This window comes from Nonomuraea sp. NPDC050202, assembly GCF_040656115.1.
Lineage (GTDB): Bacteria > Actinomycetota > Actinomycetes > Streptosporangiales > Streptosporangiaceae > Nonomuraea.
The window spans coordinates 43,134-68,443 of the sequence record NZ_JBFALF010000011.1 but is presented as its reverse complement, the minus strand read 5'-3'; the positions used below and the strand labels follow the sequence as shown (position 1 = coordinate 68,443).

Genomic DNA, 25,310 nt, shown 5'->3' with positions numbered 1-25,310 from the left:
CCATCTCACGCCGTGCGCTGTTGCGGCACTCTGGGAGGTGCCGGCCCGCGGGCGCCGGTGTGACGATGGCCGCGTGAGCGAGCAACGGCTGTGGGCGCTGGCCCATCTGGGAACTCCGATGGCCCTCCGGGTGGCCGCGACGCTGAGGATCGCCGACCGGCTGGCCGAGGGGCCGGTCACCGGCAAGGAGCTGGCCGGCGCGGTGGGCGCGGACCCCGGCGCGCTGGAACGGCTCATGCGGTACCTGGCCGCCAGGGGGGTGTTCCGCAGGGACCCCGCGGGGGCCTACACGCTGGCCCCCCTGGGCGAGGAGCTGCGCGAGGACCATCCGGCCGGCATGCGGGCCATGCTCGACCTCGAAGGATGGGAGGGGCGGGCCGAGCTGTCGTTCGCGCACCTGCTGCACAGCGTCCGCACGGGTGAGGCGGCCTTCCCCCGGCAGTTCGGCCGCTCCTTCTGGGACGACCTCGCCGCCGACCCGGCACGCTCGGCCGCCTTCGACGCGCGCATGGCGGCCGAGATGCCCGCCAGGGCGCCGGCCATCGTGGCCGGCTACGACTGGGGCACGCTCGGCCACCTCGTGGACGTCGGCGGCGGCGACGGGTCGCTGCTCATCGCGTTGCTCACCGCCTTCCCCGCCCTTCGCGGCACGGTGCTCGACCAGCCGGAGACCGCGCGTGCCGCGCAGGCGGCGCTGGAGTCGGCCGGCCTGTCGGAGCGCGGCCGCGCCGTGGGAGGCAGCTTCTTCGACCCGCTGCCGCAGGGCGCCGACGGGTACCTGCTGTCGTGGATCCTGCACGACTGGAGCGACGACGACGCCCGCGCCATCCTGGCGCGCTGTGCCGAGGCGGTGCGGCCGGGCGGCTCGGTGTTCGTGGTCGAGGACTTCGGCCCCGACGGGGAGTCCCCGCGTACCGGCATGGACCTGCGCATGCTCGTGTACTACGGCGGCAGGGAGCGCGGCATCGGCGACCTGCGCCCGCTGGCTCACGACGCCGGCTTGGAGATCGCTTCGGTGCATCCCGCGGACACGCTGAAGATCGTGCGCCTGGCGGCCCGCTCATGAGCACGGTCGAGGAGATGAGCACGGTCGAGGAGATGAGCGCGGCGGGGAATGCGGGCGCTGCGGGCGTGGCGGGCACGGCTGGCGTTGCGGACGTGGCGGGCACGGCGGACACGGCTGGCGTTGCCGGCGTGGCAGGCCTGGCGGGCGCTGACGGCGTGACCGGCATGGTGCCGGGTGAGGCGGTGGCGGCGCTGGTGTCGCGCGCGGGCCGCCGGGACCCGTACCCGCTCTACGAGGCGCTGCGCGCCCACGGCCCGGTGATCCCGGTACGGCCGGGCCTCACCGTCGTCGTCGGGTACGCCGAGATCTCCCGCGCGCTGCGGGACAACCGGCTCCGCGTCCAGGACGCGGCCAGCTACGACGTGATCTACCCGCGCTGGCGCTCGCACGCGTCGCTGCGCGGCTACACCGACTCCATGCTCTACCGCAACCCGCCCGACCACGCGCGCATGCGCCGGCTGGTCAGCAGCGGCTTCACGCCCGCGCGCGTGTCGGCCATGCGCGAGTCGGTCGAGCGGATGGTGCACCGCCTGCTGGACAGGCTGGCGGATCTCGGCGCGGGCGGCGCCCCGGTGGACTACGTCGCCGAGTTCGCCTCCAGGCTGCCGATCGCGGTCATCAGCGCGCTGATCGGCGTCGCCGAGGACGACCAGCAGTGGTTCCGCGCGATGGCCTCCGACCTGACGATCGCCCTGGAAGGCATCACCAACGTCGGCAGGCTCGGCGCGGCCGACCAGGCGATGGACGAGCTGGCCGGCTACTTCGGCGACCTCATCGAGCACCGGCGCCGCCATCCCGCCGACGACATGCTGACCGCGCTGGTGCGCGCGCACGACGGCGGCGGCGCCGGGCTCGGCCATGACGAGCTGGTCGGCAACCTGATGCTGCTGCTGACCGCCGGCTTCGAGACCACCAGCTTCCTGCTCGGGCACGGCCTCAGGCTGGTCTTCGAGCACCCGAGCCAGGCCGCGCGCCTGCGCGCCGACCCGGAGCGGGCCACCGCGTACGTCGAGGAGGTCCTGCGCTACGAGACGCCCGTCCAGGCCACCAGCAGGTGGGCGGGGACGGGCATGGAGCTCCTGGGCACGCCGCTGGAGGGCGGGACGAAGGTGGTGCTCATGCTGGGGGCCGGCAACCGGGATCCGCGCCGTTTCCCCGACCCCACCCGCTTCGACCCCGACCGGCCGGACATCCAGCCGCTCAGCTTCGGCGCGGGGCCGCACTTCTGCCTGGGGGCGCCGCTGTCGCGCATGGAGGCCAGGATCGCGCTCCCGCTGCTGCTGCGCAGGTTCCCCGCGCTGGCCGCCGCCGAGCCGCCCGACCACCGGGACCGCTGGGTCGGCCGCGGCCTGCGCCGCTTCCTGATCACCGTCTCCTGATCACCGTCTCCTGAGCCCGCCCCGCAACGCCTCCCGGCCCGCCCCTGCTACGAGGGGCGGGCCGGGAGAACACCGCTCAGGCGAGCGCCACAGCCGCCTTGCGCTGCTGCCAGGCCTCGTGCGCCCCGCGCACCTTCGCCCACAGCGCGGCCCGGTCCTTGGCGTTGACATCCCCCAGGTGCAGCCCGAACACCGAGCTGAGCGCGTCGTACCACTCCGCCTGGGTGGCGAGCTCCACCTCGCTCGTCCCCGCACCGCTCACCCGCCGCAACATGCACCCCACCAGCGCGTCCGCGCCGGTGGCGTCGCGCCGCAGCACGACGGCGGCACGCACCAGCCGCGACTCGGGCGAGGTGCACAGGTACGGATGCCACTCCACGAAGTCCACCGCCGTGGCGGGCTCGGTCTCCATGTCGAGCCCGGCGATCGACCCGCGCGGATCGTGGTCGAACCGCCACCCGCCGGGCTCCACGGCCGACGCCGACAGCCGGAACTCGAACGGCCCCTGCCGGTAGGTGCCCTCGCGCAGCGGCAGCGGCTCCAGCAGCCCGTCGCCCAGCCCGATGTCGACCAGCCAGGACCGTCCTTCCAGCGTGACGCTCAGCGCCAGATGCGGCGCGAAGGAGACGCCGCTCGCCGGGGCCCGCCTGCCGGCCTGCACGCCGGCGCGATGCCAGGTGACCTCGTACCCCAGGGCGGTCAGCAGCGTGGCGAACGCGCCGTTGAGCTGGACGCAGTACCCGCCGCGCCCGCGCAGGATCCTGTCGATCGACTCGCGCGGATCCAGGGTGATCCTCCGGCCGAGCTGGACCTCCAGCGTCTCGTACGGCACCCGTTCGACGTGCGCGCGATGCAGCGCGCGCAACGCGTCGAGCGACGGCTCGCCGGGGTCGCGGATCTCCAGCCGGTCCAGGTACGTGTTCAGGTCACGGTCGTGGGGTCGCCGCATGGCTCCTCCTCCCTCGGTCGAGTTCCTCCATCGTGCGCGGCTGAGGAGCCCGGCCGCATCTCGCGGAATGCTGCCCGTACCGCGCAATACGCAAGATGCGGCGGGCTCCGGGCGTGATCGACGATGACACTGGCCTGAGCCATCCACCGGGAGGAGACGAGCAGATGCGCAACCAGGTGATCGTTCGGGAGCAGATGACCGCCCGGTGGGAGGAGCACCTGCCCGGCCTGCTCGGACAGGTGGGGGTGCCGGCACAGGGCGTGGTGCAGGTGGGCGCGCACCGGGGGCAGGAGGTGTCGGCGTTCACGGCGTGCGGGTTCCGCCGCCTGGTCATGATGGAGCCGAACCTCGATCATCTGTCGGCGCTGCGCGAGCAGTTGCGCGTGCACCATCTGGCCGCGGGGCTGCCGGAGCCCGCGGACGGCCAGCTGCCGCGCGTGGTGGTGGCCGCGGCGGCGGGCCGCAAGCGCGGCCGGGCCACGCTGAACATCACCCCCTATGACAAGCAGTCCAGCATGCTGGAGCCGTTGCAGCCGATGGCCGTCGTGCGCCAGGTGAGCGTGCCGGTCATCCCCGTCAGCGAGGTGCAGCACGGCTGCAACGTGCTGGTGGTGGACGCCCAGGGCGCCGAGCTGGACGTCCTGGAGGGCACCGACCTGGGCAGGCTGCGGCTGGCGGTGATCGAGGGCAGCGTGTCGGCCCGCTACAGCGGCGGCTCGACGCTGGACAGCATCGCCGCCCACATGACCGGGCACGGCTGGCGCGCGGTGGCCTCGTGGGCGCACGAGCGTCCCGACGTCGTGGACGTGGCCTGGCTGGCCCCCGAGCGGCCGGCCTCCGAGCCGGCGCGCGGATGAGCCTGCTGCGGGAGCACGGCGACGGGGTGGCCGTCCTGCGGCTGGACCGGCCGCACGTGCGTAACGCGCTCGGCGCCGAGCTGGTGGAGTCGCTCGGCGCCGCGCTCGCCGACCTGGACGACGACCCCGGCGTGCGCGTGGCCGTGCTGACAGGCACGCCGCCGGGGTTCTGCGCGGGCTCCGACCTGAAGGAGCTGTCCCGCATGAGCGGCGCGGCCATGGTGCGGCACGAGGCCGCCACGGGTCGGCTGGCCAGGGACATCCAGCACCTGGGCATCCCGGTGATCGCCGCGGTCGAGGGCTTCGCCATGGGCGGCGGCTTCCTGCTGGCCACCGGCTGCGACCTCGTCGTCACGGCCGGGGACGCGCGCTGGCACCTGCCCGAGGTCGGCCTCGGCTGGGTGCCGCCGTGGGGCGTCCAGAGCCTGGTCTCCAGGGTGGGGCCCGTGACCGCCAGGCGCCTGGTGTGGGGCGAGCGCCCGCTCACCGGCGGCGAGCTGTACGCGCTGGGCGCCGCCGACGAGCTGACCGCCCCCGGGCAGGCGCTGGCCCGCGCCCTGGAGGTGGCCGCCGGGCTGGCGCGGCTGCCCGCGCACGCGGTCGCCTCGGCCAAGCGCGCGCTGGCCGACGCCGTCGCCGAGCGCGCGGAGACCCTGGACGCGCGTACCGCCTGGATGTTCGGCGCGGACTGCGGCTCCGAGGCCGCCCGGCGCAGCCTGGCACGATTCCGTACACCTGTGTGAGGCACTCCATGATCGGTAAGGTGTGCGACGCGGCGCAGGCGGTGGCGCTCATCGGCGACGGCCAGGCCGTCGCGAGCACCGGAGTCATCGGCTGGCTCACGCCCGACGCCCTACTGGCCGCGCTCGGCGAGCGCTACCGGGCCGGCGGCGCGCCCCGCGACCTGACCTTCTACTTCCCCTGCGCCACCGGTGACGGCGTGGGCATCCGCGGCATGGACCACGTGGCGGTGAAGGGCCTGATGCGCCGCATCGTGTCGGGCTCGTTCATCAACCCGCGCCACCCGGAGACGGGCGCGCGGCCCGCGCTGACGGAGCTGATCCAGAACGACCTCGTCGAGGCCTACACCTGGCCGATGGGCGCCACCATGCACTGGCTGCGCGAGGTGGCCAGGCGCGGCCCCGGCTACCTGACGCGCGTCGGCCTCGGCACGTACGCCGACCCGCGGCACGGCGGCGGCAAGTTCACCCGCCTGGCCGCCGACGACCTGGTCGAGCTCGTGGAGCTGGGCGGCCAGGAGTACCTGTGGTACCCGACCTGGCCGCTGGACGTGGGCCTGATCCGCGCGGGCAGCGCCGACCCGGACGGCAACCTGTCGTTCGAGGACCAGCCGCTGCTGTCCAGCGCGCTGGCGATCGCCCTGGCGGTCAAGGCCTGCGGCGGCACCGTGATCGCGCAGGTGTCGCGGCTGGTGGCGCCGGGGGAGCGGCCGGCGCGCGAGGTACGCGTGCCCGGCTCGCTCGTCGACCGGGTCGTCGTGGTGCCCGACGCGCCCACCGGCACCGGCGTCCGCGACGACCCCGGCTACCTGGGTCACGTGCCCGGCGCGGTCGCGCGCGTGCCCCGGCTGCCGGCCGGGCCCGACAAGGTCATCGCGCGCCGGGTGGCCAGGGAGGTGCGCAAGGGGGAGACCTCGATCTTCGGGTTCGGCGCCTCCTCGGACACCGTGCTCGTCATGGCGGAGGACGGCGCGCTGGACGGCGACGGCCTGAACGACTACCTGTTCACCACCGAGCACGGCTCCTTCGGCGGCATCGTGATGAGCGGCTGGCAGTTCTCCGCGAACTACGCGCCGCGCGCGCTGCTCGACGGGCCCGCCCAGTTCGACTTCATCGACGGGGGCGGCTGCCCGTTCGCCGCGCTGGCCTTCGCGCAGCTCGACGCGCTCGGCCGGGTGAACGTCAGCCGCTTCGGCGCGGCCAACCCCGGCGCCGGCGGCTTCGTGGACATCGCTCACGGCGCCGCCCGCCTGGTCTTCGCCGGCACCATGACCACCGGCGGGCTCAGGGCGGACTGCGCGGGCGGCCGCCTGCGGATCCTGGAGGAGGGCCGGGTGGCCAAGTTCGTGCCCCGGGTGGACCACGTGACGTACCGGCTGCGCGAGGGGGTGGCCGCCGGCCAGTCGGCCCTGGTGGTCACCGAGCGGGCGGTCTTCGACGTCACCGCGGACGGGCTGGTGCTGGCCGAGGTCGCCCCGGGCGTGGACGTCGAGCGCGACGTGCTCGCGCACGTCGGCTTCCCCGTCAGGCGGGCGCGCGACGTCACGCTCATGGACGCCGCCCTGTTCCGTCCGTGAGGCGGGTTCATGGCCGCCGCCCTGTTCCGTCCGTGAGGCGGGTTCATGGCCGCCGGCCGGCCGCGCGCACGAGCTCGCGGATCTCCCCGGCCAGCAGCTCCGCCGCCCGCTCCAGCTGCTCGTCCGACAGGTACGGCGCGGGACCGAGCCGCAGGTGGTCCCCCCGGCTGTCCGCCTGCACGCCGCGCGCCGCGAGACCGGCACGCAGCCGCCCGGCGTACGGCGACCGCAACGCCAGGAACCCGCCGAAGTCCTCGGCCCGCCCCGTCCTGTCCCTGGTCACGAGGTGCTCGGGCACGTCCAGCGCGTCGAACCGGGCGGCCAGCAGCCCCACCTGGCGCAGCGAGACCGCCCGCAGGAACTCCGGCGTCAGCCCGTGCCCGGTGAAGAAGTCGAAGACCCGCGCGGCACGGTAGTGGCTGGTCGGGTCGTAGGTGGCGCCCGCGAACCGCGGCGCGCCCGGAGGGTACACGACCGGGCCGCCAGGAAGCGGCTCGCCCGCCAGCTCGCCGAACTCGGAGAACCACCCGGTGATCACCGGCCGCAGCCGGTCGGCGTGGCCGGGCAGCCGCAGGAAGCAGTTGCCCTCGCCGAGCTGCAGGTACTTGTACCCGCCGCCGACCACCCAGGCCTCCTCGATGCCCGCGGTGCTGAAGGGCACCACGCCGAGCGCGTGGTAGGCGTCCACCAGCAGCTCCGCGCCGTGGCGCAGGCACGTCCCGGCCAGCGCGTCCAGCCCGGGCACGATCCGGGCGTCCTCGAACAGCACCGCGGAGACCAGCACCGCCGCGGTCCCGCCGTCCACCGCGCCGGCCAGCCGCGCGGCGAGCGTGTCCGCGGGCCGCGCGGGCACCACGGTCACCTCCACCCCTTCCTCGGCCAGCCGGGCGAGCTGCCTGCGCAGCGTGTGGAACTCCCCGTCGGAGGTGACCAGCCGGGGGCGGCGCCGCAGGTCGAGCGCGGACAGGAAGCGCAGCACCAGGTCGTGCGTGCTGGCGCCGAGCGCGAGCTGCGCGTGCGGGTCGCCGAGGAAGCGGCGCAGCCCGTCCCTGACCCGGTCGGCCTGCTTGAACGCCAGCGCCCACTTGCCGTCGGCGTCCCTGGCCGCGTCCATGAACGCGTCGATCTGCCCGGCCAGCGCCACGTCCGGCCAGGCCTGGTGGGAGTGGCCGGTGAGCAGCAGCCGCTCGGTGACGCGGAAGCGGGAGTAGTGCGGCGCGAGCCGCGCGGACTGGTCCATCACATCGCGCTCCTGACCGCCCACAGGTCGGGGAAGCAGGGGGCCAGCGAGCTCATGAGGTAGTGGCCGCCGCTGGATCCGCCGGTGCCCGGCCGGGCGCCGATCGTCCGCTCCACCATCTTCAGGTGCCGGTAACGCCACTCCTGGACGCACTCGTCCAGGTCCACCATGCGCTCGCACAGCTGCGCGGCCCCGGTGTCGTCCTGGTAGACGCGCAGCAGCAGCTCCTGCAGGTCCTGCGACGGTCCGAGCTGCTCGGTCACGTCCCTGTACAGCTTGTCCTTGGGCACCTCGTAGCCGCGCAGGTAGAGGTAGGTGAGCAGGGAGTCGTACAGGGACGGCCTGGCCATCGCGGCCGCGATCCTGTCACGTGCCGGGCTGCCTTCCGGCTGGCCGAGCAGGACGCGCTCGTCGCGCCGCCCGAGCACCGCCTCGATCTCCCTGAACTGCGCCGACTGGAAGCCGCTGCTGGTGCCGAGCTTGCCGCGGAACGCGGAGAACTGGCCGGGCGTCATCGTCTCCAGCACGTCCATCTGGGCCGCCGCCAGCTTCAGTATCCGCAGCAGCCGGTGCAGGGTCCGCATGGCGTGCGCGGTGAACCCGCCCGCCAGCTCCAGCTGCAGCTCCGCCATCTCGTGCAACGTCTGTTTGAACCACAGCTCGTACACCTGGTGGATGACGATGAACAACGTCTCGTCATGGCTGTCGGAGACCGGCCGCTGCGCCCCGAGAATTTCGTCGAGCGCCAAGTACGAGGAATACGTGAGAACAGTTTTTTCCGTCATGTGCATAACGGTGCGCCTTCGCGAAAGCCGGCACCATGCCGGTACGCAGCAGCTACCTGCGCGGAATCGACCGCTTCCTGCCATTCACCCGAATTCAGCACGCCACGAGATGCGCCCATGAAGAGCGCGGCGTGACGATAACGCCAGGTCCCATCAGCGAACGGACTGCGAGGAAGCATGCCATGACATCACCGGAAATCATCAGCAACAGCGGTGGCGGCGGGAAACGCGCGCCACGGCTCGACGGCTTGCGCGGATATCTGGCGCTCGGCGTGATCATCGTGCACGTCGCCTTCGCCGCCGGCGTCATCGGCTTCTACGACAAGCCCGCCGACAGCATCTGGGCCGTCCTGGTCCAGGGATTCAACGTGCTGCTGCCGCCCTTCTTCGTGATGTCCGGACTGCTGCTGTACCGGCCGTTCGCCAGAGCGACCATCGTCGGCACGCCCCGCCCGGCCATCGGGGGCTACCTCATCAAGCGCATGCTGCGCATCCTGCCGGCCTACTGGCTGGTGGCCGTGGCGGCGCTGCTGCTGCTCAACGCCAAGAGCGTGGACGGCATCTGGTACGTCCTCAGCCCGCTGCTGCTCATGCACAACTACGTGCCCGGCCCCGAGCTGGGATACGCGGGCCTCGAACCCACCTGGACCGTCCCCGCCGAGGTCACCTTCTACCTGGCGCTCCCGATCCTGGCCTGGATCTTCGACAGGTACGCCAGGAAGGCCGACACCCCCGGCGGCAAGGCCCGCCGCCTGATCGTGCCGCTCGCCGTCTTCGTGCTCGTGGGCCTGGCCTGGACCGTCTACACCCACCTGGAGTTCATGGGCCCGTTCCCGTACGAGTACTTCTGGGTGATCGGCTTCACCGGCTTCCTGGCCATCGGCATGGGGCTGGCGATCCTGGCCGCGTACGCGGAGGCCACCGGCTCCACGCCGCGCCTCTACCGCGCGGCACAGCGCCGCCCGCTGCTGTTCTGGCTCGGCGCGCTGGTGGTGTACGTGATCAACTGCATCAGGCCGTTCGGCAAGCCCGGCATGGCCGACTACGCCACCGTGCCGGAGGCGCTGGCGGAGATGGTGCTGTTCCTCATCTTCGCCCTGCTCATCATCGCGCCCGTCGTCATCCCCGGCGTGCGCTCGGCGTTCATCGACGCCGTGCTCACCAACCGGCCGATGCGCTTCTTCGGGCGCATCTCCTACGGCGTCTACCTGTGGCACTTCGTGCTGCAGTACCTGTGGCTGCAGAACGGCAGCATCTTCGGCGCCGCGCCGCTGCCGATGCCGGCGGTGATGGGCAAGGCCGGCTTCTGGGAGCTGCTCGCCGTCGTGCTGGTCGGCACCGTGCTCATCGCCACGATCAGCTACTACCTGGTCGAGTTGCCCGCGATGCGGCTGCGCGAGCGGCTGGTCTCCTCCGGCCGGCAGCCGGCCGTGCGGGAGGAGAAGCCCAGGGTTCCCGCCTAGAGACGCGGCACACGGAAGTGGCGGCGGGCCCGGCCCGCCGCCACTTCTTCGCGTGTTCAGCCCACCTTGGTCATCGTGGCCTCGTAGCCGCCGCCCGGCCATGCCCACCGGCCCGAGATGGTGGCGCCGTCCGCGCTGAGCGTGCCGGTGAAGCCGGCGGGGGAGCCCTCCTCGCCGAACCAGATGCTGAGGTCGCCGTCCTGGAGCTTCCAGGTGTAGGTGAAGGCGTTGCCCGTGCTGTCGAAGTACCGCGAGCGCAGCGCCTGGCTCTCGGCCTCGTAGCCGATGTACTCCACGCCCTTCATCGTGCCGTGCCCGTGGTCCATCTCGTGGTGCTGGACCAGGAAGAAGCCGCCCTCCATCCACTCGAAGGTCAGCCGCCCGCCCAGGGGGTCGCCGGAGTTGAGGTCCTTGCCGGTCATCTCCCAGGCGCCGACGAGCGGCTCCAGGGCCTTGAGCGCGGGGTCGGGGGTGGGCATCTGGTTCTGCGGGTTGTCGGTGACGGTCTCTGCGACGGTCTCTGTCATGTTTCCTCCAGACATCGGTCTTCTGCCGGACAGGGTGACGCCCGGTACGCCGCGTCGCGTACCGGGCGTCAGGAGCTCACTTGGCGCCGAAGAACGCCTTGACGCGGGACCAGCGGCCCCAGACGACCAGGCCGGCGATGACGAGCAGGACGGCCTCGATGATCGGCGGGCCGCCGAGGACGAACGCGTTCGTGCCGGCCGCGCAGACCAGCAGCCCGACGAGCCCGAGGGCGGCGACGCCGGTCAGGCGCGGGATCAGCAGGCCGATCGCGGCGGCGATCTCGATGACGGCGACCACGTACCTGAACCACTGGCCGGCGCCGATGGCCTCGAACATGCCGACCATCGTGGGGTCGCCGATGAGTTTCAGTACGCCGCCCAGCCCGATCTGGTACGCCAGGAGAACCTGGGCGACCCAGAGGGCGATGTTCTTGCCGCGGCCTGTCTTCTTCTGCGCCGCGGTGATGCTTTCTGTGGTGCTCATCCAGTCCTCCTTGAGAACTAATTGACGATCTCCATCTGGCCCATCATTCCGAGGGCGGAGTGCTCCAGCATGTGGCAGTGGTAGACGTATCGGCCCAGGTGGGAGCCGATATCGACCTGTAGGCGAACGGTCTCGCCCGGCTGGATGAGTACGGTGTCCTTCCAGCCGCCCTCACCCGGCAGCGGCGGCTTGCCGTCCCGGGACAGGAGCAGGAAGTGCGAGAGGTGGGTGTGGAAGTTGTGCGGGACGCCGAACCCGGAGCCGCCGACGTTCGTGTCGCTGTTGGTGACCTCCCAGATCTCGGTGGTGCCCCGCCTGACCTGCATGTCCACCCTGGCCGGGTCGAACACCCGGTCGTTGATCAGCGCCCTGATGTTGACCGGGTCCAGGCTGAGCACGAGCTTGCGGTCCTGGACGGCCGTCGGCATCGGGGACAGCGGGCGGAGCTGCGCGGGCACCCTGCTGCGGTCGGCGGCCTTGCGTACGACGTCGAAGCGCAGCACCGCGCCGGCCACGTCGTTGAGCGTCACGTGGCCGCCCAGCGGGGCCTGGGCGAAGTCGACGACGATGTCGGCGCGCTCGCCCGACGACAGCACCAGCCTGTCCACCGGCACCGGCGCGGGCAGCAGACCGGCGTCGGTGCCGATCTGCGTCATCTGCGCGCCGTCGAGCGTCAGCTCGAAGACGCGGTGGGTGGAGCCGTTGAGCAGGCGTAACCGGTACTTGCGCGCGGCGACCTCGAAGTAGGGCTGCGGCTTGCCGTTGGCCAGCAGCGTGGGGCGGTTGTAGGGGTCGGCGGGGTCGAAGACCAGGTTTCCCGCGTCGTCGAACAGCGCGTCACGCAGCATGATCGGCACGTCGTAGCCGCCTGACGGCAGGCCGAGCCGCCGCTCGTCCTCGTCGTCGATCAGGTAGAACCCGTGCAGGCCGCGGTAGACGTTCTCGGCCTCGAGGTGGTGCGCGTGGTCGTGGTACCAGAGCGTCGCGCCCGGCTGGGCGTTCGGGTACAGGTACGCCCTGCCCGAGCCCGGCGCGATCACGTCCGTCGGGTAGCCGTCGTGCGCGGCGGCCACGCGCCCGCCGTGCAGGTGCACGTTGGTCTCGTGGCCGAGCTTGTTGTCGAAGGTGATCAGCGTCCTGCGGTTGCGCCGGGCGCGGATGGTGGGCCCGCAGAAGGCGCCGCCGTAGGTGAGCACGGGCGTGCTCAGCCCCGGCAGGATCTGGGCCGTCGCCGGCTGGACGGACATCCGGTAGATGTCGGTGTCGGCGGTCTGCACCGACGGGATGCGGGTGGCGGGCACCGGCATCCTGACGGAGAAGGGGGTGACGGCCGGGCCCGACCTGACCGCGGGGACGCGGCCCGCATGGTCGTGCACAGCACCGTGCATGGGGCCGTGCACGTGCTGCGGCTGCGCGTTCCGCGTGTCCCCAGACTGGACGAACGGGGCCAGCGCGACGCCTCCCGTCAGCCCGCCGAGAACGAGTAAGCGCCGTCGGCTCAACATGGCTGAACTCCTATCGCCAGCTCCGAGGGTGGCATCGCACGCCGGAGCGGTCATCTTCCGTATTGCTCACTTGACGGCCAGCCGCCGCGGCGTCAGCCCGCGGGCGCAGTCGTCGTTGTAGGCGTCGAGCAGGCGCTGCGCCTGCACCGTCGCCTCGGCCAGCAGCGCGCCGGGGTCCGCGCCGCGCAGGACGCCGGCCATGGCGCCCGTCATGTGGTCCTGGATCCCGGCGAGGTCGCCCGCGATCGCGCCGAGCGCTGCGGGCGAGCCGTCGGCCGCGCGCAGCTGGTCGGTGGCCGCCCGGTGGATCGGGTGCCGGTCGTACCAGCCCTCCCGCTCCAGCAGCTCGACCGAGGCGCCGGTGACCGGCAGGAACCCGGAGACGCGGTGCCACCCGGCCACGTTGCGGGCGTCGAGCAGGTACTGCAGGAACGCCAGCGCGCCGTCCGCCTTCTCGCGCGGCAGCCCGGCGGCGAGCCAGAACGCCTGCCCGGAGACCAGGTGCCCGGCGCGCGGCGCCCCCTCGTTGTACGGCAGCGGGCAGGCCGCCACCTCGAAGCCCGCCTCGGAGCAGGACTTCGCGACCATCCCGGCGACGACGGAGGAGGCGATGGTGAAGGCCGCCCGCTGCTCGGTGAAGGCGCGCAGCGTGCCGCCCCAGTCCTCCGGCGTCCCCGTGTCCAGGTAGTGACCCCGCTCGCGCAGGCGCTGCCACCAGGTGGCGTAGGCCAGCAGCTCCTCGCAGGCCAGGTCCACCTTCTCCGCCCGCCCCGACCTGCCGTTGTCGTGGTCGGCCAGCAGGCCGCCCTGACCGGCCACGGCCTGCTGGACGAGCCAGCCGTGGTTGGCCCAGGTGGCGGGCGAGCCGGCGGCGGCGCAGGCCGACTCCAGCTCGCCCCAGGTGCGCGGCATCGCGGTGACGCCCGCGGCCTCCAGCATCGCGGTGTTGCCGAGCAGCACCGCCGTGGTGGCGGTCATCGGCGCGGCGACCAGCTCACCCGCGTAGGTGTAGTAGCCGCGCACGGCGGGCTCCAGGCCGGCGAGGACGACGCGCTCGCCGAGGATCTCGCCGCGACCGGCGACGGCCCGCTCGATCGGGACGAACAGCGGCGCGCCCGACGGCCCCCGCGTGTCCAGGGCCAGCCGGGTGGCGGTGGCGTAGTACTCGGCGAGGTCCGGGGGCCGGCCGCGCCCGGCCGCCCTGGCCACCTCAGCGGGCAGCTCGCGGAAGCCGTACCCGGTGACCTCGATCCGGTAGCCCGGATGGGCGGCCTCGAAACCGGCGGCCAGCTTCTTGATCGGATCCAGGTAGCCCGGCAGCGGATGCTCCGCGAGCCAGACGTCGACGACCGTTGTCATCGCCTCAGCATGACCACGCCCCCGCGCCCGCACATCTCGTGACGTGCGCTGTTGCGCGAAGCCACACAGCAATTCAGAGGATGAGTGATCCAACAGGGAGATGTGACCCTGACTCCTGAGTCGCATGGCGGCGAATGGAGGAGCACGGTGATCAGTACCCATGACGAGTTCGATGTTGTCGTGATCGGTGGCGGCCCCGGCGGATCGAGCACGGCCGGACTGCTGGCCAAACGTAACCATCGCGTGCTGGTGCTCGAACGCGAGAAGTTCCCCCGCTACCACATCGGCGAGTCGCTGATCACGGGGTCCATGCCCACGCTGGAGGAGCTGGGCCTGCGCTCGCGGCTCGACCAGATGGGCTTCGTCAAGAAGTACGGCGGCACGCTGCTGTGGGGCAAGAACCAGGGCACCTGGGACTTCCGGTTCGCCGAGGCGGCCAACTATGAGCACACCTACCAGGTGCGGCGGGCCGACTTCGACTCCGTCCTGCTGGCCAGGGCCAGGGAGCTGGGCGCGACGGTGCTGGAGGAGGCCACCGTCAAGCACTTCCTGTTCGAGGGCGACCGCATCTGCGGCGTCACCTACACCGTCAAGGGCGACCAGGAGCCGCGCACCGCGCGCTGCCGCCTGCTGGTGGACGCCTCGGGGCAGCAGCACGTGCTGGCCCGCCACTTCGACCTGGTCGAGTGGCACGACGACCTGCGCAACATCGCCGTCTGGTCCTACTTCCAGGGCTGCAAGCGCTACGGCGGCACCAGGGCGGGCGACACGGTCACCGAGAACAGGCCGAACGGCTGGTTCTGGTTCATCCCGCTGCACGACGGCACGGTGAGCGTCGGCTACGTCACCCCGATCGACGAGTACAAGAAGTCGGGCAAGAGCCTGGAGGAGCTGTTCACCTCGGAACTGGCCGCGGCCGAGGAGGTCAGGGCGCTGACCGAGGGCGCCACCCGGGCGAGCGCCTTCCGCAGCATCCGCGACTGGTCCTACACCTGCAAACGCTTCCACGGGCCCGGCTGGGCCCTGGTGGGCGACGCGGCGGCCTTCATCGACCCGCTGCTGTCCACGGGCGTCGGCCTGGCGCTGCGCGGCTCGCTCGGGCTGGCGGGCGCCCTGGACGCCGCGCTGCGCGACCCGTCCTGCGAGGAGCAGGTGCTGGCGCGCTACGAGAAGGACTACCGCACCTTCCTGAACTCCCTGCTGGCCTTCGTGCGCTTCTTCTACGACCGCACCCGCCACAAGGAGGAGTACTGGGAGAAGGCCCAGGAGCTGCTCGACCCGCGCAGGCTGCGCCCGCGGAAGATCGACTTCGCGACGATGCTGTCCGGCGTCTCGGGCGTCCACGACATCTTCCACACCGACTGACGGAGTGCCTGATGGTGCCGACATCTGTTCATGGACACCTCGCCGAGCAGGCAGCGCGCACGCCGGACGCGATCGCCGTGTCCGACGGCCCCGCCGCCCTGACCTACCGGGAGCTCGACGAGCGGGCCAACCGCCTGGCCCACCGCCTGCGCGGCCTCGGCGTGGGGCCGGAGACGCCGGTCGCGGTCCTGATGGAGCGCTCGGCCGAGCTCGTCGTGGCGCTGCTCGGGATCCTCAAGGCGGGCGGTTGCTACCTGCCCGTGCACAGCGCCTACCCGCCCGACCGGCAGCAGTGGATCATCGACTCGTCGGGCGCCCCCGTGCTGCTCGCCGACCGCGCCAAGGCCGGCGCCGGCCTGCCGTCCGCGCCCGGGACCCTCGTCCTGGACGAGCCCGGCGAGCGGGCCAGGACGGACGCGCAGCCGTCCGCGGCCCTGGCCGACGCCACCCAGCCCGGCAACCTGGCCTACGTCATCTACACCTCCGGCTCGACCGGGCGCCCCAAGGGCGTGGCCGTCACCCACGGGGACGTGCTCGGCCTGGCACTGGACCGGTGCTGGGACACCGGCAACCACCAGAGCGTGCTCATGGTCGCCCCGTACGCCTTCAACGTCTCGACGTACGAGCTGTGGGTGCCGCTGCTGCACGGCGGCCGGATCGTCGTCGCGCCGCCCGGCGAGCTGGACCTGGCCGGCCTGAAGGAGCTGGTGACCCGCGAGGAGATCACCGCCCTGCACCTGACCGCCGGGCTCTTCCGCGTCGTGGCGGAGGAGGGCCCCGGCTGGCTGTCCGGCGTGCGCGAGGTGCTCACCGGCGGCGACGTGATCGTCCCGTCGGCGGTCAGGCAGGTGCACGCCGCCTGCCCGGACACGGTGGTCCGCGCCATGTACGGCGCCACGGAGGTCACCCTGTTCTCGACGACCGCCGAGCTGCGCGCGGGCGCCGCGCCGGTCACGAGCGTGCCGGTCGGCGGGCCGATGGAGGAGGTCAGGCTGTACGTCCTCGACGACCGCCTCAGCCCCGTCCCCGGCGATCTGGAGGGCGAGCTCTACATCGGCGGCAGGGGCGTGGCCCGCGGCTACTTCGGCCGGGCCGACCTGACCGCCGAGCGCTTCGTCGCCGACCCGTTCGCCGGCTCCGGCAAGCGCATGTACCGCACGGGCGACCTGGTCAGGCGGAACGCCGACGGGCAGATCGAGTTCATCGGCCGGGCCGGCGACCAGGTCAAGATCCTGGGCTTCCGCGTGGAGCTGGCCGAGGTGGAGGCCGCGGTCGCGAGCTTCCCCGGCCTGGCCCACGCCGCCGTGGTCGCGCGCGAGCTGCGCGAGGGCGAGAAACGCCTGGTCGCCTACGTCGTGCCGGCCGGCGAGCCGCCCGCCGTGGGCACGCTGCGCGCGCACGTCAAGACGATGCTGCCGGACTACATGGTGCCCGCGGCGTTCGTGCTGCTGGACGCGCTGCCGCTGACCGCCAACGGCAAGGTGGACCGCGCGTCGCTGCCCGACCCCGAGCCGGACACGGAGACCACCTACCGGGCGCCGCTCAACCCCCGCCAGGAGGTCCTGTGCTCGGTGTTCGCCGACGTGTTCGGCGTCGACCGGATCGGGATCGACGACAGCATCTTCGACCTCGACGTGCAGTCGCTGCTGGCGATGCGGCTGGTCAATCGCATCTCCACGACGCTGGACGTCGAGCTCACCATCGGGGACCTGTTCGACGCCCCCACCGTGGCCAGCCTGGACGAATGGCTCGAGTCCGCCGTGACCAGCCAGTGAGAGAGCTGAGATGGACAATCCTTTCGACGACCAGGACACGACCTTCCGCGTGCTGGTCAACCACGAGGGCCAGCACTGCCTGTGGCCGGCGTTCGCCGACGTGCCCGAGGGGTGGCGGAGCGCGTACGGGCCCGCAGGCCGCCCGTCCTGCGTCGAGTACGTCACGGCGCACTGGACCGATCTGCGCCCCCGCAGCCTCGCCGCCCGGATGGAGGCGGGATAGGCCATGACAAAAGACGACCTGCGCCTGGACCACATCGGTTTCTACGTCGCCGACCTGACGGCGGAGGCGGCCCGGCTGAGCCGCGGCTACGGCCTCGCCCCCTACGCCGAGGCCACCGCCTGGGGCTGCCGCTCCGTGGCCGTGGGCGCCGGCCTGGTCAGGTTCGTGCTGACCCAGCCCACCGCCGGTGACCACCCGGGCGCCGCCTACCTCGGCAGGCACGGCGACGGCGTGGCCGACATCGCGCTCGGCGTCGCCGACGCCACCGCCGCCTTCCGCAGCGCGGTCAACCGGGGCGCCCGGCCGGTGTCCCCGCCGTGCGCCCGCGACGGCTTCGTCACCGCCGCCGTCCAGGGCGTCGGCGACGTGGTGCACACGTTCGTGCAGCGCCCTGAGGGCCTGGACGAGCGCGCGCTGCCCGGCTTCGCGCCCACGCCGGCGCCCATGCCCGCAACGGCCGGGGGGCTCGACGCGGGCCTGGCCGAGGTGGACCACCTGGCCGTGTGCGTGCCGTCCGGCGTGCTCGGCGCGACCGTGGACTTCTACCGGCACGTCCTGGACTTCCAGCTCATCTTCGCCGAGCGCATCACCGTCGGCGACCAGGCCATGACGACCGAGGTCGTCAAGAGCGGGTCGGTGACGCTCACGCTCATCGAGCCGGACGTCTCCAAGGAGCCCGGCCACATCGACGAGTTCCTCGCCGCCCACGGCGGCGCGGGCGTGCAGCACCTGGCGATGAGCACCGCCGACATCACCGCCGCCGTGGACACGACCGGGGCCGGGGGAGTGGAGTTCCTGCCCACCCCCGCCACCTACTACGACCTGCTCCCCGACCGGGTGCGGCCCGTCAAGTACCCGCTGGCGGAGCTGCGGGAGCGCAGCATCCTCGTCGACGAGGACCACGACGGCCAGCTCTACCAGATCTTCGCCCGCTCCGCGCACCCGCGCGGCACCTTCTTCTTCGAGCTCATCGAGCGGCTGGGAGCCCGATCCTTCGGCAGCGGCAACATCGCCGCGCTCTACCAGGCCGTGGAGCTCCAGCGCGCCAACCACCGCGACGCCCGTACGGAGGCGGCAGCATGACCACTTCCCTGTCCACCTCGGCACCGCCCACGACCCACCACCCGCTGTCGTTCACCCAGCAGTTCCTGCGCCTGTTCGACCAGGGTGACGGCCAGGGCCCCTTCAGCGCCCGCTACAACATCGTCGTGGGCTGGCGCGTCCGCGGCCGGCTCGACGTCGAGACGCTGCACCAGGCGATCAACGAGGTCGCCGCCAAGCACGACTCGCTCAACGCCACGATCACCCGGGGCGACGGCGTGGCGCACCAGACCATCCAGCCGCCCTCGCCCGCCCGGCTGCTCGTGGTCGACCTGCCGAAGGCGGCGCAGGAGTACCGCGGGCGCAAGGCCGAGGAGCTGCTGACCGAGATCGAGTCCGGCTCCTACAGCCTGCAGGAGCTGCCGCACCTGCGCGCGGTCCTGGGCCGGTTCGACGACGAGGACGCGGTGCTCGCGCTGATCGTGCACCACACCGCGGGCGACGGCTGGTCCATGCAGCTGCTCATCCGCGACATCGTCACCTGCTACGCCCGCAGGCGCGGCCACGACGTGCCCGAGCAGCCGGTGGCGCGGCCGTACCACGAGTACGCCGCCTGGCAGCAGGAGAACGCCGGCTCCGCGGGCGCCGTGGCCGCCCGCGGCTACTGGCGCAAGAAGCTGCGCGGCGCCCGCATGCTGGCGGTCAAGACCGACCACGCCCGGTCGGAGGGGCTGGGCAAGGTCTGCCCGGTCTACCGGTTCACGCTGACCAAGGAGCTGTCGGAGGAGGCGCTGGCGTTCGCCAAGCGCAACCGCAGCTCCCCCTTCATGGTGCTGCTGGCCGCCTACAACGTGCTGCTGAACCGCCTCACCGGCGCCACCGACCTGGTCATCCCGGCCATCACCTCGGGCCGGGGGCAGCCGGAGTTCCAGGAGACCGTCGGGCCGTTCTTCAACTTCCTGCCGCTGCGTACCGACATCACCGGCTGCGAGAGCTTCCGCCAGGTGGTCGACAGGACCAGGAGCACCTGCGTCGAGGCGTACGCGCGGGAGATCCCGTTCCTGCAGATCGCCGCCGAGTCGCCCGAGCTGATGGCCGAGGCGGCGCTGGACGACAGGGCGCTGTGCGCGCTGCAGGTCTGGCAGTTCGCCACCGTCATGGAGGGGGAGCAGATCGGCGACCTGGCGGTCGAGGAGGTGCGCGGGCGGCTGTTCTCCCAGCCCAACGGCACCGACATCCCGGACGGCGCGCTGCTCACCTTCGACATCGACCCCTCGGGCGAGATCTACGGCAACTTCGCCTACAACAGCAACCTGTTCACCGAGAGCTCGATCATGTCGATGGTGGCGGAGTTCTCCGGGATCCTCCGCTACGGCGTCGCCGCGCCCGACTCCCCGATGGAGTGATCGCGATGCGCGTCATGTTCACCGTCTTCCCCGCGCCGGCGCACTTCCTGCCCGTCGTGCCCTACGCGTGGGCGCTGCAGGCGGCCGGGCACCAGGTCTGCGTGGCCGCGCCGCCGGGCATCGCGACGGGGGTGGCCGTGCCCGACTTCCACCGGGCGGTCACCGCCGCCGGGCTGACGGCGGTGTCGTGCGGCGAGCCGGAACGGCTGTCGGTGCACGACCGCGGATACCCGGGCTTCGCCGGCCTCATCCCCACGATCGAGGAGAGCGAGCGGCTGGTGGCCGCGCTCGGGCTGAGCGAGGCGGAACGCGCCCCCTGGGACGTCTTCCACCACTTCGCGCTGCTCACCATGCGCAACTACCACCCGCCCGTGCCGCGGCAGGACATCACGGCCGTCGTCGAGTTCGCCCGCGAATGGCGGCCCGACCTGGTGCTGTGGGACCCGTGGTTCCCCTGCGGCGCCGTGGCGGCCCGCGCCTGCGGCGCCGCCCACGCCCGCATCCTGCACTCGCCCGACTACACCGCCTGGGCCGCCGAGAAGCTCGCGGGCACCGGCGAGCGCAACCCCCTCGTCGGCGTCATCGAGCCGCTGGCGGAGCAGTACGGCCAGCAGGTCGACGAGGAGCTGCTGTTCGGCCACTGGACCGTGGACCCGTTCCCGGCCGGCATGCGCCTGCCCACCGGCGTCGAGCGGCTGCCCGTCAGGTACGTGCCCTACACCGGCGGCGGCCTCATGGAGGGCTGGCTGCGCAGGCCACCGTCCCGGCCCCGGGTCGCGCTGTCGCTCGGCGTGTCCATGCGGACGTTCTTCAAGGGCGACTGGGGCCGCCTGGCCAAGCTGATGGAGGCCGTGGGCGGCCTGGACATCGAGGTGATCGCCACGCTCGACGCCAACCAGCTCCTCGACCTGCGGGAACCACCACCGGACAACGTGCGCGTGGTGGAGTACGTGCCGCTGGACCAGCTGCTGCCGACCTGCTCGGCGATCATCCATCACGGCTCCATCGGCACCTTCGTGGCGGCGTCCGCCGCCGGCGTGCCCCAGCTCATCTGCGACACCGACGAGCCGAGCCGCATCGTCGGCACGCCCGTCGAGGGCGGCATCGACTGGGACCTGAAGTGCCAGAAGCAGCTCACCGCGGGCCGCACGTCCCGGTACGTGACCGAGCGCGGCGCGGGCGTCCGCCTGAACCACCAGACGCAGTCCGCCTCGCAGATCCGCGAGGAGCTGCGGCGCGTGCTCGGCGACCCCTCCTTCCAGAAGGGCGCGCAGGACATCCACGAGGACTGGCTGGCCACGCCCAGCCCCACCGACATCGTCGCCGACCTGGAGCGGTTGACCGCCGCCGCCAGGTGACCGCGACTTCCCCTACCCAGAGGAGACCAACAGTGCGGATCCTGGTCACCGGCGGTGCCGGTTTCATCGGCTCGGAGTTCGTCAGAGCGACGCTGCGCGACGCGCCGGCCACCCGGGTCACCGTCCTGGACAAGCTCACCTACTCCGGCAACCTGGCCAACCTCGACCCCGTCGCCGGCCACCCCGGGCTGCGCTTCGTCCACGGCGACACCGCCGACCCGCTCGTGGTCGACGAGGTGACGGCGGGGCAGGACGCGATCGTCCACTTCGCCGCCGAGACGCACGTCGACAGGTCGATCATCAGCGCCACCGACTTCGTGCGGACCAACGTGCTCGGCACCCAGACGCTGCTGGAGGCGGCGCTGCGCCACGGCGTCGGCCGGTTCGTGCACGTCTCGACCGACGAGGTCTACGGCTCCATCGCGCGGGGCTCGTGGACCGAGGAGTCGCCGCTGGCGCCCAACGTGCCCTACGCGGCGTCCAAGGCGGGCTCCGACCTGCTGGCCCTGGCCTTCCACCGGACGCTCGGCCTGGACGTGGTGGTCACCAGGTGCACCAACAACTACGGCCAGTACCAGTTCCCGGAGAAAGTGATCCCGCTGTTCGTCACCAACCTGCTGGAGGGCCGCCCGGTGCCACTGTACGGCGACGGCGACAACCGGCGCGACTGGCTGCACGTCTCCGACCACTGCAGGGCCATCCGCATGGTGCTCGAACGCGGGCGCGCCGGCGAGGTCTACCACATCGGCGGCGGCTGCGAGCTGACCAACCTGGAGCTGACCGCCCTGCTGCTCGACGCGTGCGGCGCGGACTGGGACCTGGTCCAGCACGTGCCCGACCGCCCCGGCCACGACCTGCGCTACTCCCTGGACATCGCCAAGATCCAGCGGGAGCTGGGCTACGCGCCCGCGGTCGCGTTCGCCGACGGGCTGGCCGCGACCGTCGAGTGGTACAGGAACAACCGGTCCTGGTGGGAGCCGCTGAAGCACCGCGAGCTCGCGGCCGCCATCCGCTGAAGATCACTAGGAGTAGTCATGCAGGACATCGTCCGACGGCTCGACACCTGCCGGGTCTGCGGCGGGGACGACTGGCTGGAGGTCACCTCCTTCGGCTCGGTGCCGCTCGCCAACGGCTTCCTCGACCCCGGCGAGGTGCCCGCGCACGAGCCCGCCTACCCGGTGGACGTGATCGTGTGCCGCGGCTGCAGGCTCATGGCCATCAGGCACGTGATCCGGCCCGACGTGCTGTTCCGCCACTACGTGTACGTCACCTCCGAGTCCGACCAGATGATCGGCCACATGCGCCGCATCGTCGGGTGGTGCGAGAGCCGCGCCGGGCTCGCCCCCGGCGACCTGGTGGTCGAGCTCGGCAGCAACGTCGGCCTCCAGCTCGCGATGTTCCAGGAGCGCGGGCAGCGGGTGATGGGCGTGGACCCGGCCGAGAACCTGGCCGCGATCGCCAACGCCCGCGGCGTCAGGACGCTGCCCGAGTTCTTCGGCGGCGAGCAGGGCAGGCGCGTGGCGGCGGAGCTCGGCCAGGCCAAGCTGGTCCTGGGCCGCCAGTGCTTCGCGCACATCGACGACGTGCACAACGTGCTCGACGGGGCGACGGCGGTGCTGGCGCCGGACGGCGTGCTGGCGATCGAGGTGCCCTACCTGGTGGACCTGCTGCAGGAGAACCAGTTCGACACGATCTACCACGAGCACCTGTCGTACTACTCGGTCCACACGCTGGGACGCCTGTTCGAGTCGCACGGCCTGCGGCTGGTGGACGTCGAGCGCGCCGCCGTGCACGGCGGCTCCGTCGTGGTCTTCGCGGCCAGGGCCGACGCCGAGCGCGCGCCGGCACCGGTCGTGGCGCAGCTCCACTCACTGGAGCGGCAGCTCGGCCTGGAGGACGACGAGGTCTACCTGGACTTCGCCCGCCGCGCGCACGAGGTGATCGGGCAGGTGCGCGACCTGGTGCGCGGCCTGGCCGCCGAGGGCAAGGTCGTCGCCGGGTACGGCGCGCCGTCCAAGGGCACCACGCTGCTGCAGTTCTGCGGCCTCGGGCCCGCCGAGCTGCGCTTCTGCAGCGACACCACCAGCCTCAAACACGGCAAGCTGCTGCCGGGCACCCGCATCCCGGTGCGCTCTCCCGAGCAGGCGCGCGCCGAGGCGCCCGACTACTACCTCCTGCTGGCGTGGAACTACGCCGCGGAGATCCTGTCCAAGGAGGAGGACTTCCTGCGGCGGGGCGGGCGGTTCATCATCCCCATCCCGCAGCCGAGAGTCGTCGCGGCACAGCCCGCCGCCGCAGTGGCCTGAAGGAGCCTCGATGGAATACGGATCCGAACACGCCGAGTACTACGATCTCATCTTCCGCAGCCGCGGCAAGGACTTCGAGAGCGAGGCGCAGGACCTCGCCAAGATCATCCGCTCCCGCACGCCCCGCGCGACGTCCCTGCTGGACGTGGCCTGCGGCACGGGCGCGCACATGGAGACGTTCGTCAAGCTCTTCGACCACGTCGAGGGCCTGGAGCTGTCGCCGGACATGCGGGCGGTGGCCGCGGGGCGGCTGCCCGGCGTCCCCGTGCACCCCGGCGACATGCGCGACTTCGACCTCGGCCGCGTCTTCGACGCCATCACCTGCATGGGCAACGCCGTCGGCGAGCTGGGCTCGCCCGAGGAGCTGCGGGCGGCGGTCGGCACGATGGCAGCCCATCTGGCGCCGGCTGGCGTGCTGGTCGTCGAGCCGTGGTACTTCCCCGACAACTTCCTCGACGGCCACGTCGGCGGGCACCTGCTGGTCGAGGAGGAGCGCGTCGTCTCCAGGATGACGCACTCGCGCCGCGAGGGCGGCAAGAGCCGGCTGGAGGTGCGCTTCAGGATCGCCGACTCCTCGGGGTTCAAGGACTTCTCCGAGGTGCTGTACTCCAGCCTGTTCACCCGCGAGCAGTACACGGCGGCCTTCGAGGCGGCCGGCTGCCGCACCGAGTTCCTGCCGGGGTTCCGGCTCGCCAACGGCCGCCCCAACAGCCCAGGGCTCTTCGTCGGCATGCTCGACGGGGTGGCGTGATGGCGTCCTGGGACTCCCTGGTCGTCGGGCGGCCCAACGTGGGCGAGCGCGAGCGGCTGCTGCGGCGGCTCGAGGGCGTGCTCGACCGGCTCTGGCTGACCAACAACGGCCCGCTGGTGCGCGAGTTCGAGGAACGCATCGCCCGGGTGGCCGGAACCAGGCACGCCGTGGCCACCTGCAACGCCACCACGGGCATCCAGATCGCCGCCAGGGCCGCCGGCATCAGGCCCGGCGACGAGGTCATCGTCCCCTCCTTCACCTGGGTCGCCACGGCGCACGCGCTGGAGTGGATCGGCATCGTGCCGGTCTTCTGCGACGTGGACGAGGCCACCGCCAACGCCGACCCCGAGCACGTCGCGCGGCTGATCGGGCCCAGGACCCGCGGCATCCTGGCCGTGCACGTCTTCGGCCGCCCGTGCGAGGTGGACGCGCTGACGCGGCTCGCGGACGAGCACGGCCTGGTCCTGCTGTTCGACGCCGCGCACGCGCTCGGCTGCACCTACCGGGGCAAGCCGGTCGGCGGGTTCGGCACGGCGGAGATCTTCAGCTTCCACGCCACCAAGTTCGTCAACAGCGTCGAGGGCGGCGTGATCGTCACCGACGACGACGCGTACGCCGCCCGGGTCAGGGCCCTGCGCAACCAGGGCATCGACCCGGCCGGCCGGATCGCCGGGCCCGGCACGGTCGCCAGGATGAACGAGTTCTGCGCGGCCATGGGCCTGACCTCGCTCGACGCGATCGACACGATCGTCGCGGCCAACCGCCGCAACCACGAGCTCTACGAGGAGCACCTGGCCGGCGTGCCGGGGGTGACGGTGCGCGGGCAGGCGCCCGGCGAGCGCGCCAACCACCAGTACCTCGTGATCGAGGTGGAGCAGGCGCGGGCCGGGATCTCCCGCGAGACCGTGCTGGAGGACCTGCTCAGGTACGACGTCCACGCCCGGCGCTACTTCTCGCCGATCTGCCACCAGGTGGAGCCGTACCGGTCCGCGCCCGAGCGGCACGTCCCGCTGCCGCTGCCGCGCGCCGAGGCGCTGGCGAGCAGGGTGCTCTCGCTGCCCACCGGGCCCACCGTGGAGCCGGACGACGTGGCGGCCGTCTGCCGGGCCATCAGGGACTCGATCTCCCGCGCGGGGCGCCGCCTCGTCGCGTGA

23 protein-coding genes are annotated in these 25,310 nt (G+C 72.5%); 16 read left to right on the top strand and 7 right to left on the bottom strand.

Annotated elements, in window-relative coordinates:
* Nucleotides 1-73 precede the first annotated feature (73 nt).
* Together AB0I79_RS27840 and AB0I79_RS27835 are read left to right on the top strand one after the other, a co-directional pair.
* Entirely contained in the window at nt 74-1,066 is a 993-nt protein-coding gene (locus AB0I79_RS27840; protein WP_357878432.1) for a methyltransferase, read from the top strand.
* The gene (locus AB0I79_RS27835; RefSeq protein WP_357878429.1) at nt 1,063-2,445 is read left to right on the top strand and encodes a cytochrome P450; all 1,383 of its coding nucleotides are present in this window, start codon (nt 1,063-1,065) and stop codon (nt 2,443-2,445) included. Before AB0I79_RS27840 ends, AB0I79_RS27835 begins: the two co-directional genes overlap by 4 nt.
* A gap of 76 nt (nt 2,446-2,521) precedes the next feature.
* Here AB0I79_RS27835 and AB0I79_RS27830 read toward each other — a convergent pair whose 3' ends face one another.
* Nucleotides 2,522-3,394, bottom strand: coding sequence for an arylamine N-acetyltransferase (locus AB0I79_RS27830; protein ID WP_357878426.1), 873 nt, complete (start codon nt 3,392-3,394; stop codon nt 2,522-2,524).
* Between the two features lie 164 nt (nt 3,395-3,558).
* On the opposite strand from AB0I79_RS27830, the gene AB0I79_RS27825 reads away from it, so the two are divergent.
* From AB0I79_RS27825 to AB0I79_RS27815, 3 genes are read left to right on the top strand one after another with little or no spacing between them, the layout of a single operon-like run.
* Nucleotides 3,559-4,251 (top strand): FkbM family methyltransferase, encoded by a 693-nt coding sequence (locus AB0I79_RS27825; RefSeq protein WP_357878423.1) that lies wholly within the window; start codon nt 3,559-3,561, stop codon nt 4,249-4,251.
* Nucleotides 4,248-4,994, top strand: coding sequence for an enoyl-CoA hydratase/isomerase family protein (locus AB0I79_RS27820; RefSeq protein WP_357878420.1), 747 nt, complete (start codon nt 4,248-4,250; stop codon nt 4,992-4,994). The genes AB0I79_RS27825 and AB0I79_RS27820 overlap by 4 nt, the downstream gene beginning before the upstream one ends.
* A gap of 8 nt (nt 4,995-5,002) precedes the next feature.
* Nucleotides 5,003-6,568 (top strand): CoA-transferase, encoded by a 1,566-nt coding sequence (locus AB0I79_RS27815; RefSeq protein ID WP_357878417.1) that lies wholly within the window; start codon nt 5,003-5,005, stop codon nt 6,566-6,568.
* A gap of 43 nt (nt 6,569-6,611) precedes the next feature.
* On the opposite strand, the gene AB0I79_RS27810 is transcribed toward AB0I79_RS27815, so the two are convergent.
* Nucleotides 6,612-7,808 carry a kynureninase gene (locus AB0I79_RS27810; RefSeq protein WP_357879035.1) on the bottom strand — a complete coding sequence of 399 codons (1,197 nt, stop codon included), beginning with the start codon at nt 7,806-7,808 and terminating at the stop codon, nt 6,612-6,614.
* Entirely contained in the window at nt 7,808-8,593 is a 786-nt protein-coding gene (locus tag AB0I79_RS27805; RefSeq protein WP_357878414.1) for a tryptophan 2,3-dioxygenase family protein, read from the bottom strand. Before AB0I79_RS27805 ends, AB0I79_RS27810 begins: the two co-directional genes overlap by 1 nt.
* Before the next feature lie 182 nt (nt 8,594-8,775).
* On the opposite strand from AB0I79_RS27805, the gene AB0I79_RS27800 reads away from it, so the two are divergent.
* Entirely contained in the window at nt 8,776-10,056 is a 1,281-nt protein-coding gene (locus tag AB0I79_RS27800) for an acyltransferase (RefSeq protein WP_357878411.1), read from the top strand.
* A gap of 56 nt (nt 10,057-10,112) precedes the next feature.
* Here the strand turns inward: AB0I79_RS27800 and AB0I79_RS27795 are convergent, their stop codons facing one another.
* From AB0I79_RS27795 to AB0I79_RS27780, 4 genes are all read right to left on the bottom strand, one after another.
* Nucleotides 10,113-10,583 carry a DUF1579 family protein gene (locus AB0I79_RS27795; protein WP_357878408.1) on the bottom strand — a complete coding sequence of 157 codons (471 nt, stop codon included), beginning with the start codon at nt 10,581-10,583 and terminating at the stop codon, nt 10,113-10,115.
* Nucleotides 10,584-10,659: 76 nt separating this feature from the next.
* Nucleotides 10,660-11,067, bottom strand: coding sequence for a DoxX family protein (locus AB0I79_RS27790; protein WP_357878405.1), 408 nt, complete (start codon nt 11,065-11,067; stop codon nt 10,660-10,662).
* A 17-nt stretch (nt 11,068-11,084) separates the two neighbouring features.
* Nucleotides 11,085-12,572, bottom strand: coding sequence for a multicopper oxidase family protein (locus AB0I79_RS27785; RefSeq protein ID WP_357878402.1), 1,488 nt, complete (start codon nt 12,570-12,572; stop codon nt 11,085-11,087).
* A 66-nt stretch (nt 12,573-12,638) separates the two neighbouring features.
* Nucleotides 12,639-13,931, bottom strand: coding sequence for an extracellular solute-binding protein (locus AB0I79_RS27780; protein ID WP_357878400.1), 1,293 nt, complete (start codon nt 13,929-13,931; stop codon nt 12,639-12,641).
* A 147-nt stretch (nt 13,932-14,078) separates the two neighbouring features.
* Between AB0I79_RS27780 and AB0I79_RS27775 the strand changes: the two genes are divergently transcribed.
* Genes AB0I79_RS27775 through AB0I79_RS27730 form a run of 10 tightly spaced genes read left to right on the top strand, consistent with a single transcriptional unit; the run spans nt 14,079 to nt 25,310 of the window.
* A complete protein-coding gene (locus AB0I79_RS27775; protein ID WP_357878397.1) occupies nt 14,079-15,296 on the top strand; it encodes an NAD(P)/FAD-dependent oxidoreductase in 1,218 nt (405 codons plus the stop codon).
* Between the two features lie 11 nt (nt 15,297-15,307).
* Complete coding sequence (locus AB0I79_RS27770; RefSeq protein WP_357878394.1) at nt 15,308-17,071, top strand: non-ribosomal peptide synthetase; 1,764 nt, start codon at nt 15,308-15,310, stop codon at nt 17,069-17,071.
* Between the two features lie 10 nt (nt 17,072-17,081).
* Nucleotides 17,082-17,294: an MbtH family protein gene (locus tag AB0I79_RS27765; protein WP_357878391.1), complete on the top strand. Its 213-nt coding sequence runs from the start codon at nt 17,082-17,084 to the stop codon at nt 17,292-17,294.
* Nucleotides 17,295-17,297: 3 nt separating this feature from the next.
* The gene (gene hppD, locus AB0I79_RS27760; RefSeq protein WP_357878388.1) at nt 17,298-18,377 is read left to right on the top strand and encodes a 4-hydroxyphenylpyruvate dioxygenase; all 1,080 of its coding nucleotides are present in this window, start codon (nt 17,298-17,300) and stop codon (nt 18,375-18,377) included.
* Nucleotides 18,374-19,741: a condensation domain-containing protein gene (locus AB0I79_RS27755; RefSeq protein WP_357878385.1), complete on the top strand. Its 1,368-nt coding sequence runs from the start codon at nt 18,374-18,376 to the stop codon at nt 19,739-19,741. Before hppD ends, AB0I79_RS27755 begins: the two co-directional genes overlap by 4 nt.
* A gap of 5 nt (nt 19,742-19,746) precedes the next feature.
* Nucleotides 19,747-21,099 (top strand): nucleotide disphospho-sugar-binding domain-containing protein, encoded by a 1,353-nt coding sequence (locus AB0I79_RS27750; RefSeq protein ID WP_357878382.1) that lies wholly within the window; start codon nt 19,747-19,749, stop codon nt 21,097-21,099.
* A gap of 32 nt (nt 21,100-21,131) precedes the next feature.
* Nucleotides 21,132-22,115, top strand: a complete 984-nt coding sequence (gene rfbB / locus AB0I79_RS27745) for a dTDP-glucose 4,6-dehydratase (protein WP_357878379.1) — start codon at nt 21,132-21,134, stop codon at nt 22,113-22,115.
* A gap of 18 nt (nt 22,116-22,133) precedes the next feature.
* Nucleotides 22,134-23,405: a class I SAM-dependent methyltransferase gene (locus AB0I79_RS27740; RefSeq protein ID WP_357878377.1), complete on the top strand. Its 1,272-nt coding sequence runs from the start codon at nt 22,134-22,136 to the stop codon at nt 23,403-23,405.
* 10 nt (nt 23,406-23,415) lie between these two features.
* Nucleotides 23,416-24,156 carry a class I SAM-dependent methyltransferase gene (locus AB0I79_RS27735; protein WP_357878374.1) on the top strand — a complete coding sequence of 247 codons (741 nt, stop codon included), beginning with the start codon at nt 23,416-23,418 and terminating at the stop codon, nt 24,154-24,156.
* Nucleotides 24,156-25,310 carry an aminotransferase class I/II-fold pyridoxal phosphate-dependent enzyme gene (locus tag AB0I79_RS27730; RefSeq protein WP_357878371.1) on the top strand — a complete coding sequence of 385 codons (1,155 nt, stop codon included), beginning with the start codon at nt 24,156-24,158 and terminating at the stop codon, nt 25,308-25,310. The genes AB0I79_RS27735 and AB0I79_RS27730 overlap by 1 nt, the downstream gene beginning before the upstream one ends.

Excerpts from the sequence above, each read along its gene's own strand:
- AB0I79_RS27765 (WP_357878391.1), top strand. The coding sequence starts at position 17,082 with ATGGACAATCCTTTCGACGACCAGGACACGACCTTCCGCGTGCTGGTC.
- AB0I79_RS27820 (WP_357878420.1), top strand. The coding sequence starts at position 4,248 with ATGAGCCTGCTGCGGGAGCACGGCGACGGGGTGGCCGTCCTGCGGCTG.
- hppD (WP_357878388.1), top strand. The coding sequence starts at position 17,298 with ATGACAAAAGACGACCTGCGCCTGGACCACATCGGTTTCTACGTCGCC.
- AB0I79_RS27770 (WP_357878394.1), top strand. The coding sequence starts at position 15,308 with ATGGTGCCGACATCTGTTCATGGACACCTCGCCGAGCAGGCAGCGCGC.
- AB0I79_RS27755 (WP_357878385.1), top strand. The coding sequence starts at position 18,374 with ATGACCACTTCCCTGTCCACCTCGGCACCGCCCACGACCCACCACCCG.
- AB0I79_RS27740 (WP_357878377.1), top strand. The coding sequence starts at position 22,134 with ATGCAGGACATCGTCCGACGGCTCGACACCTGCCGGGTCTGCGGCGGG.
- AB0I79_RS27810 (WP_357879035.1), bottom strand. The coding sequence starts at position 7,808 with ATGGACCAGTCCGCGCGGCTCGCGCCGCACTACTCCCGCTTCCGCGTC.
- AB0I79_RS27825 (WP_357878423.1), top strand. The coding sequence starts at position 3,559 with ATGCGCAACCAGGTGATCGTTCGGGAGCAGATGACCGCCCGGTGGGAG.
- AB0I79_RS27835 (WP_357878429.1), top strand. The coding sequence starts at position 1,063 with ATGAGCACGGTCGAGGAGATGAGCACGGTCGAGGAGATGAGCGCGGCG.
- AB0I79_RS27730 (WP_357878371.1), top strand. The coding sequence starts at position 24,156 with ATGGCGTCCTGGGACTCCCTGGTCGTCGGGCGGCCCAACGTGGGCGAG.
- AB0I79_RS27815 (WP_357878417.1), top strand. The coding sequence starts at position 5,003 with ATGATCGGTAAGGTGTGCGACGCGGCGCAGGCGGTGGCGCTCATCGGC.
- AB0I79_RS27790 (WP_357878405.1), bottom strand. The coding sequence starts at position 11,067 with ATGAGCACCACAGAAAGCATCACCGCGGCGCAGAAGAAGACAGGCCGC.
- AB0I79_RS27800 (WP_357878411.1), top strand. The coding sequence starts at position 8,776 with ATGACATCACCGGAAATCATCAGCAACAGCGGTGGCGGCGGGAAACGC.
- AB0I79_RS27735 (WP_357878374.1), top strand. The coding sequence starts at position 23,416 with ATGGAATACGGATCCGAACACGCCGAGTACTACGATCTCATCTTCCGC.
- AB0I79_RS27780 (WP_357878400.1), bottom strand. The coding sequence starts at position 13,931 with ATGACAACGGTCGTCGACGTCTGGCTCGCGGAGCATCCGCTGCCGGGC.
- AB0I79_RS27830 (WP_357878426.1), bottom strand. The coding sequence starts at position 3,394 with ATGCGGCGACCCCACGACCGTGACCTGAACACGTACCTGGACCGGCTG.
- AB0I79_RS27795 (WP_357878408.1), bottom strand. The coding sequence starts at position 10,583 with ATGACAGAGACCGTCGCAGAGACCGTCACCGACAACCCGCAGAACCAG.
- AB0I79_RS27785 (WP_357878402.1), bottom strand. The coding sequence starts at position 12,572 with ATGTTGAGCCGACGGCGCTTACTCGTTCTCGGCGGGCTGACGGGAGGC.
- AB0I79_RS27805 (WP_357878414.1), bottom strand. The coding sequence starts at position 8,593 with ATGACGGAAAAAACTGTTCTCACGTATTCCTCGTACTTGGCGCTCGAC.
- AB0I79_RS27750 (WP_357878382.1), top strand. The coding sequence starts at position 19,747 with ATGCGCGTCATGTTCACCGTCTTCCCCGCGCCGGCGCACTTCCTGCCC.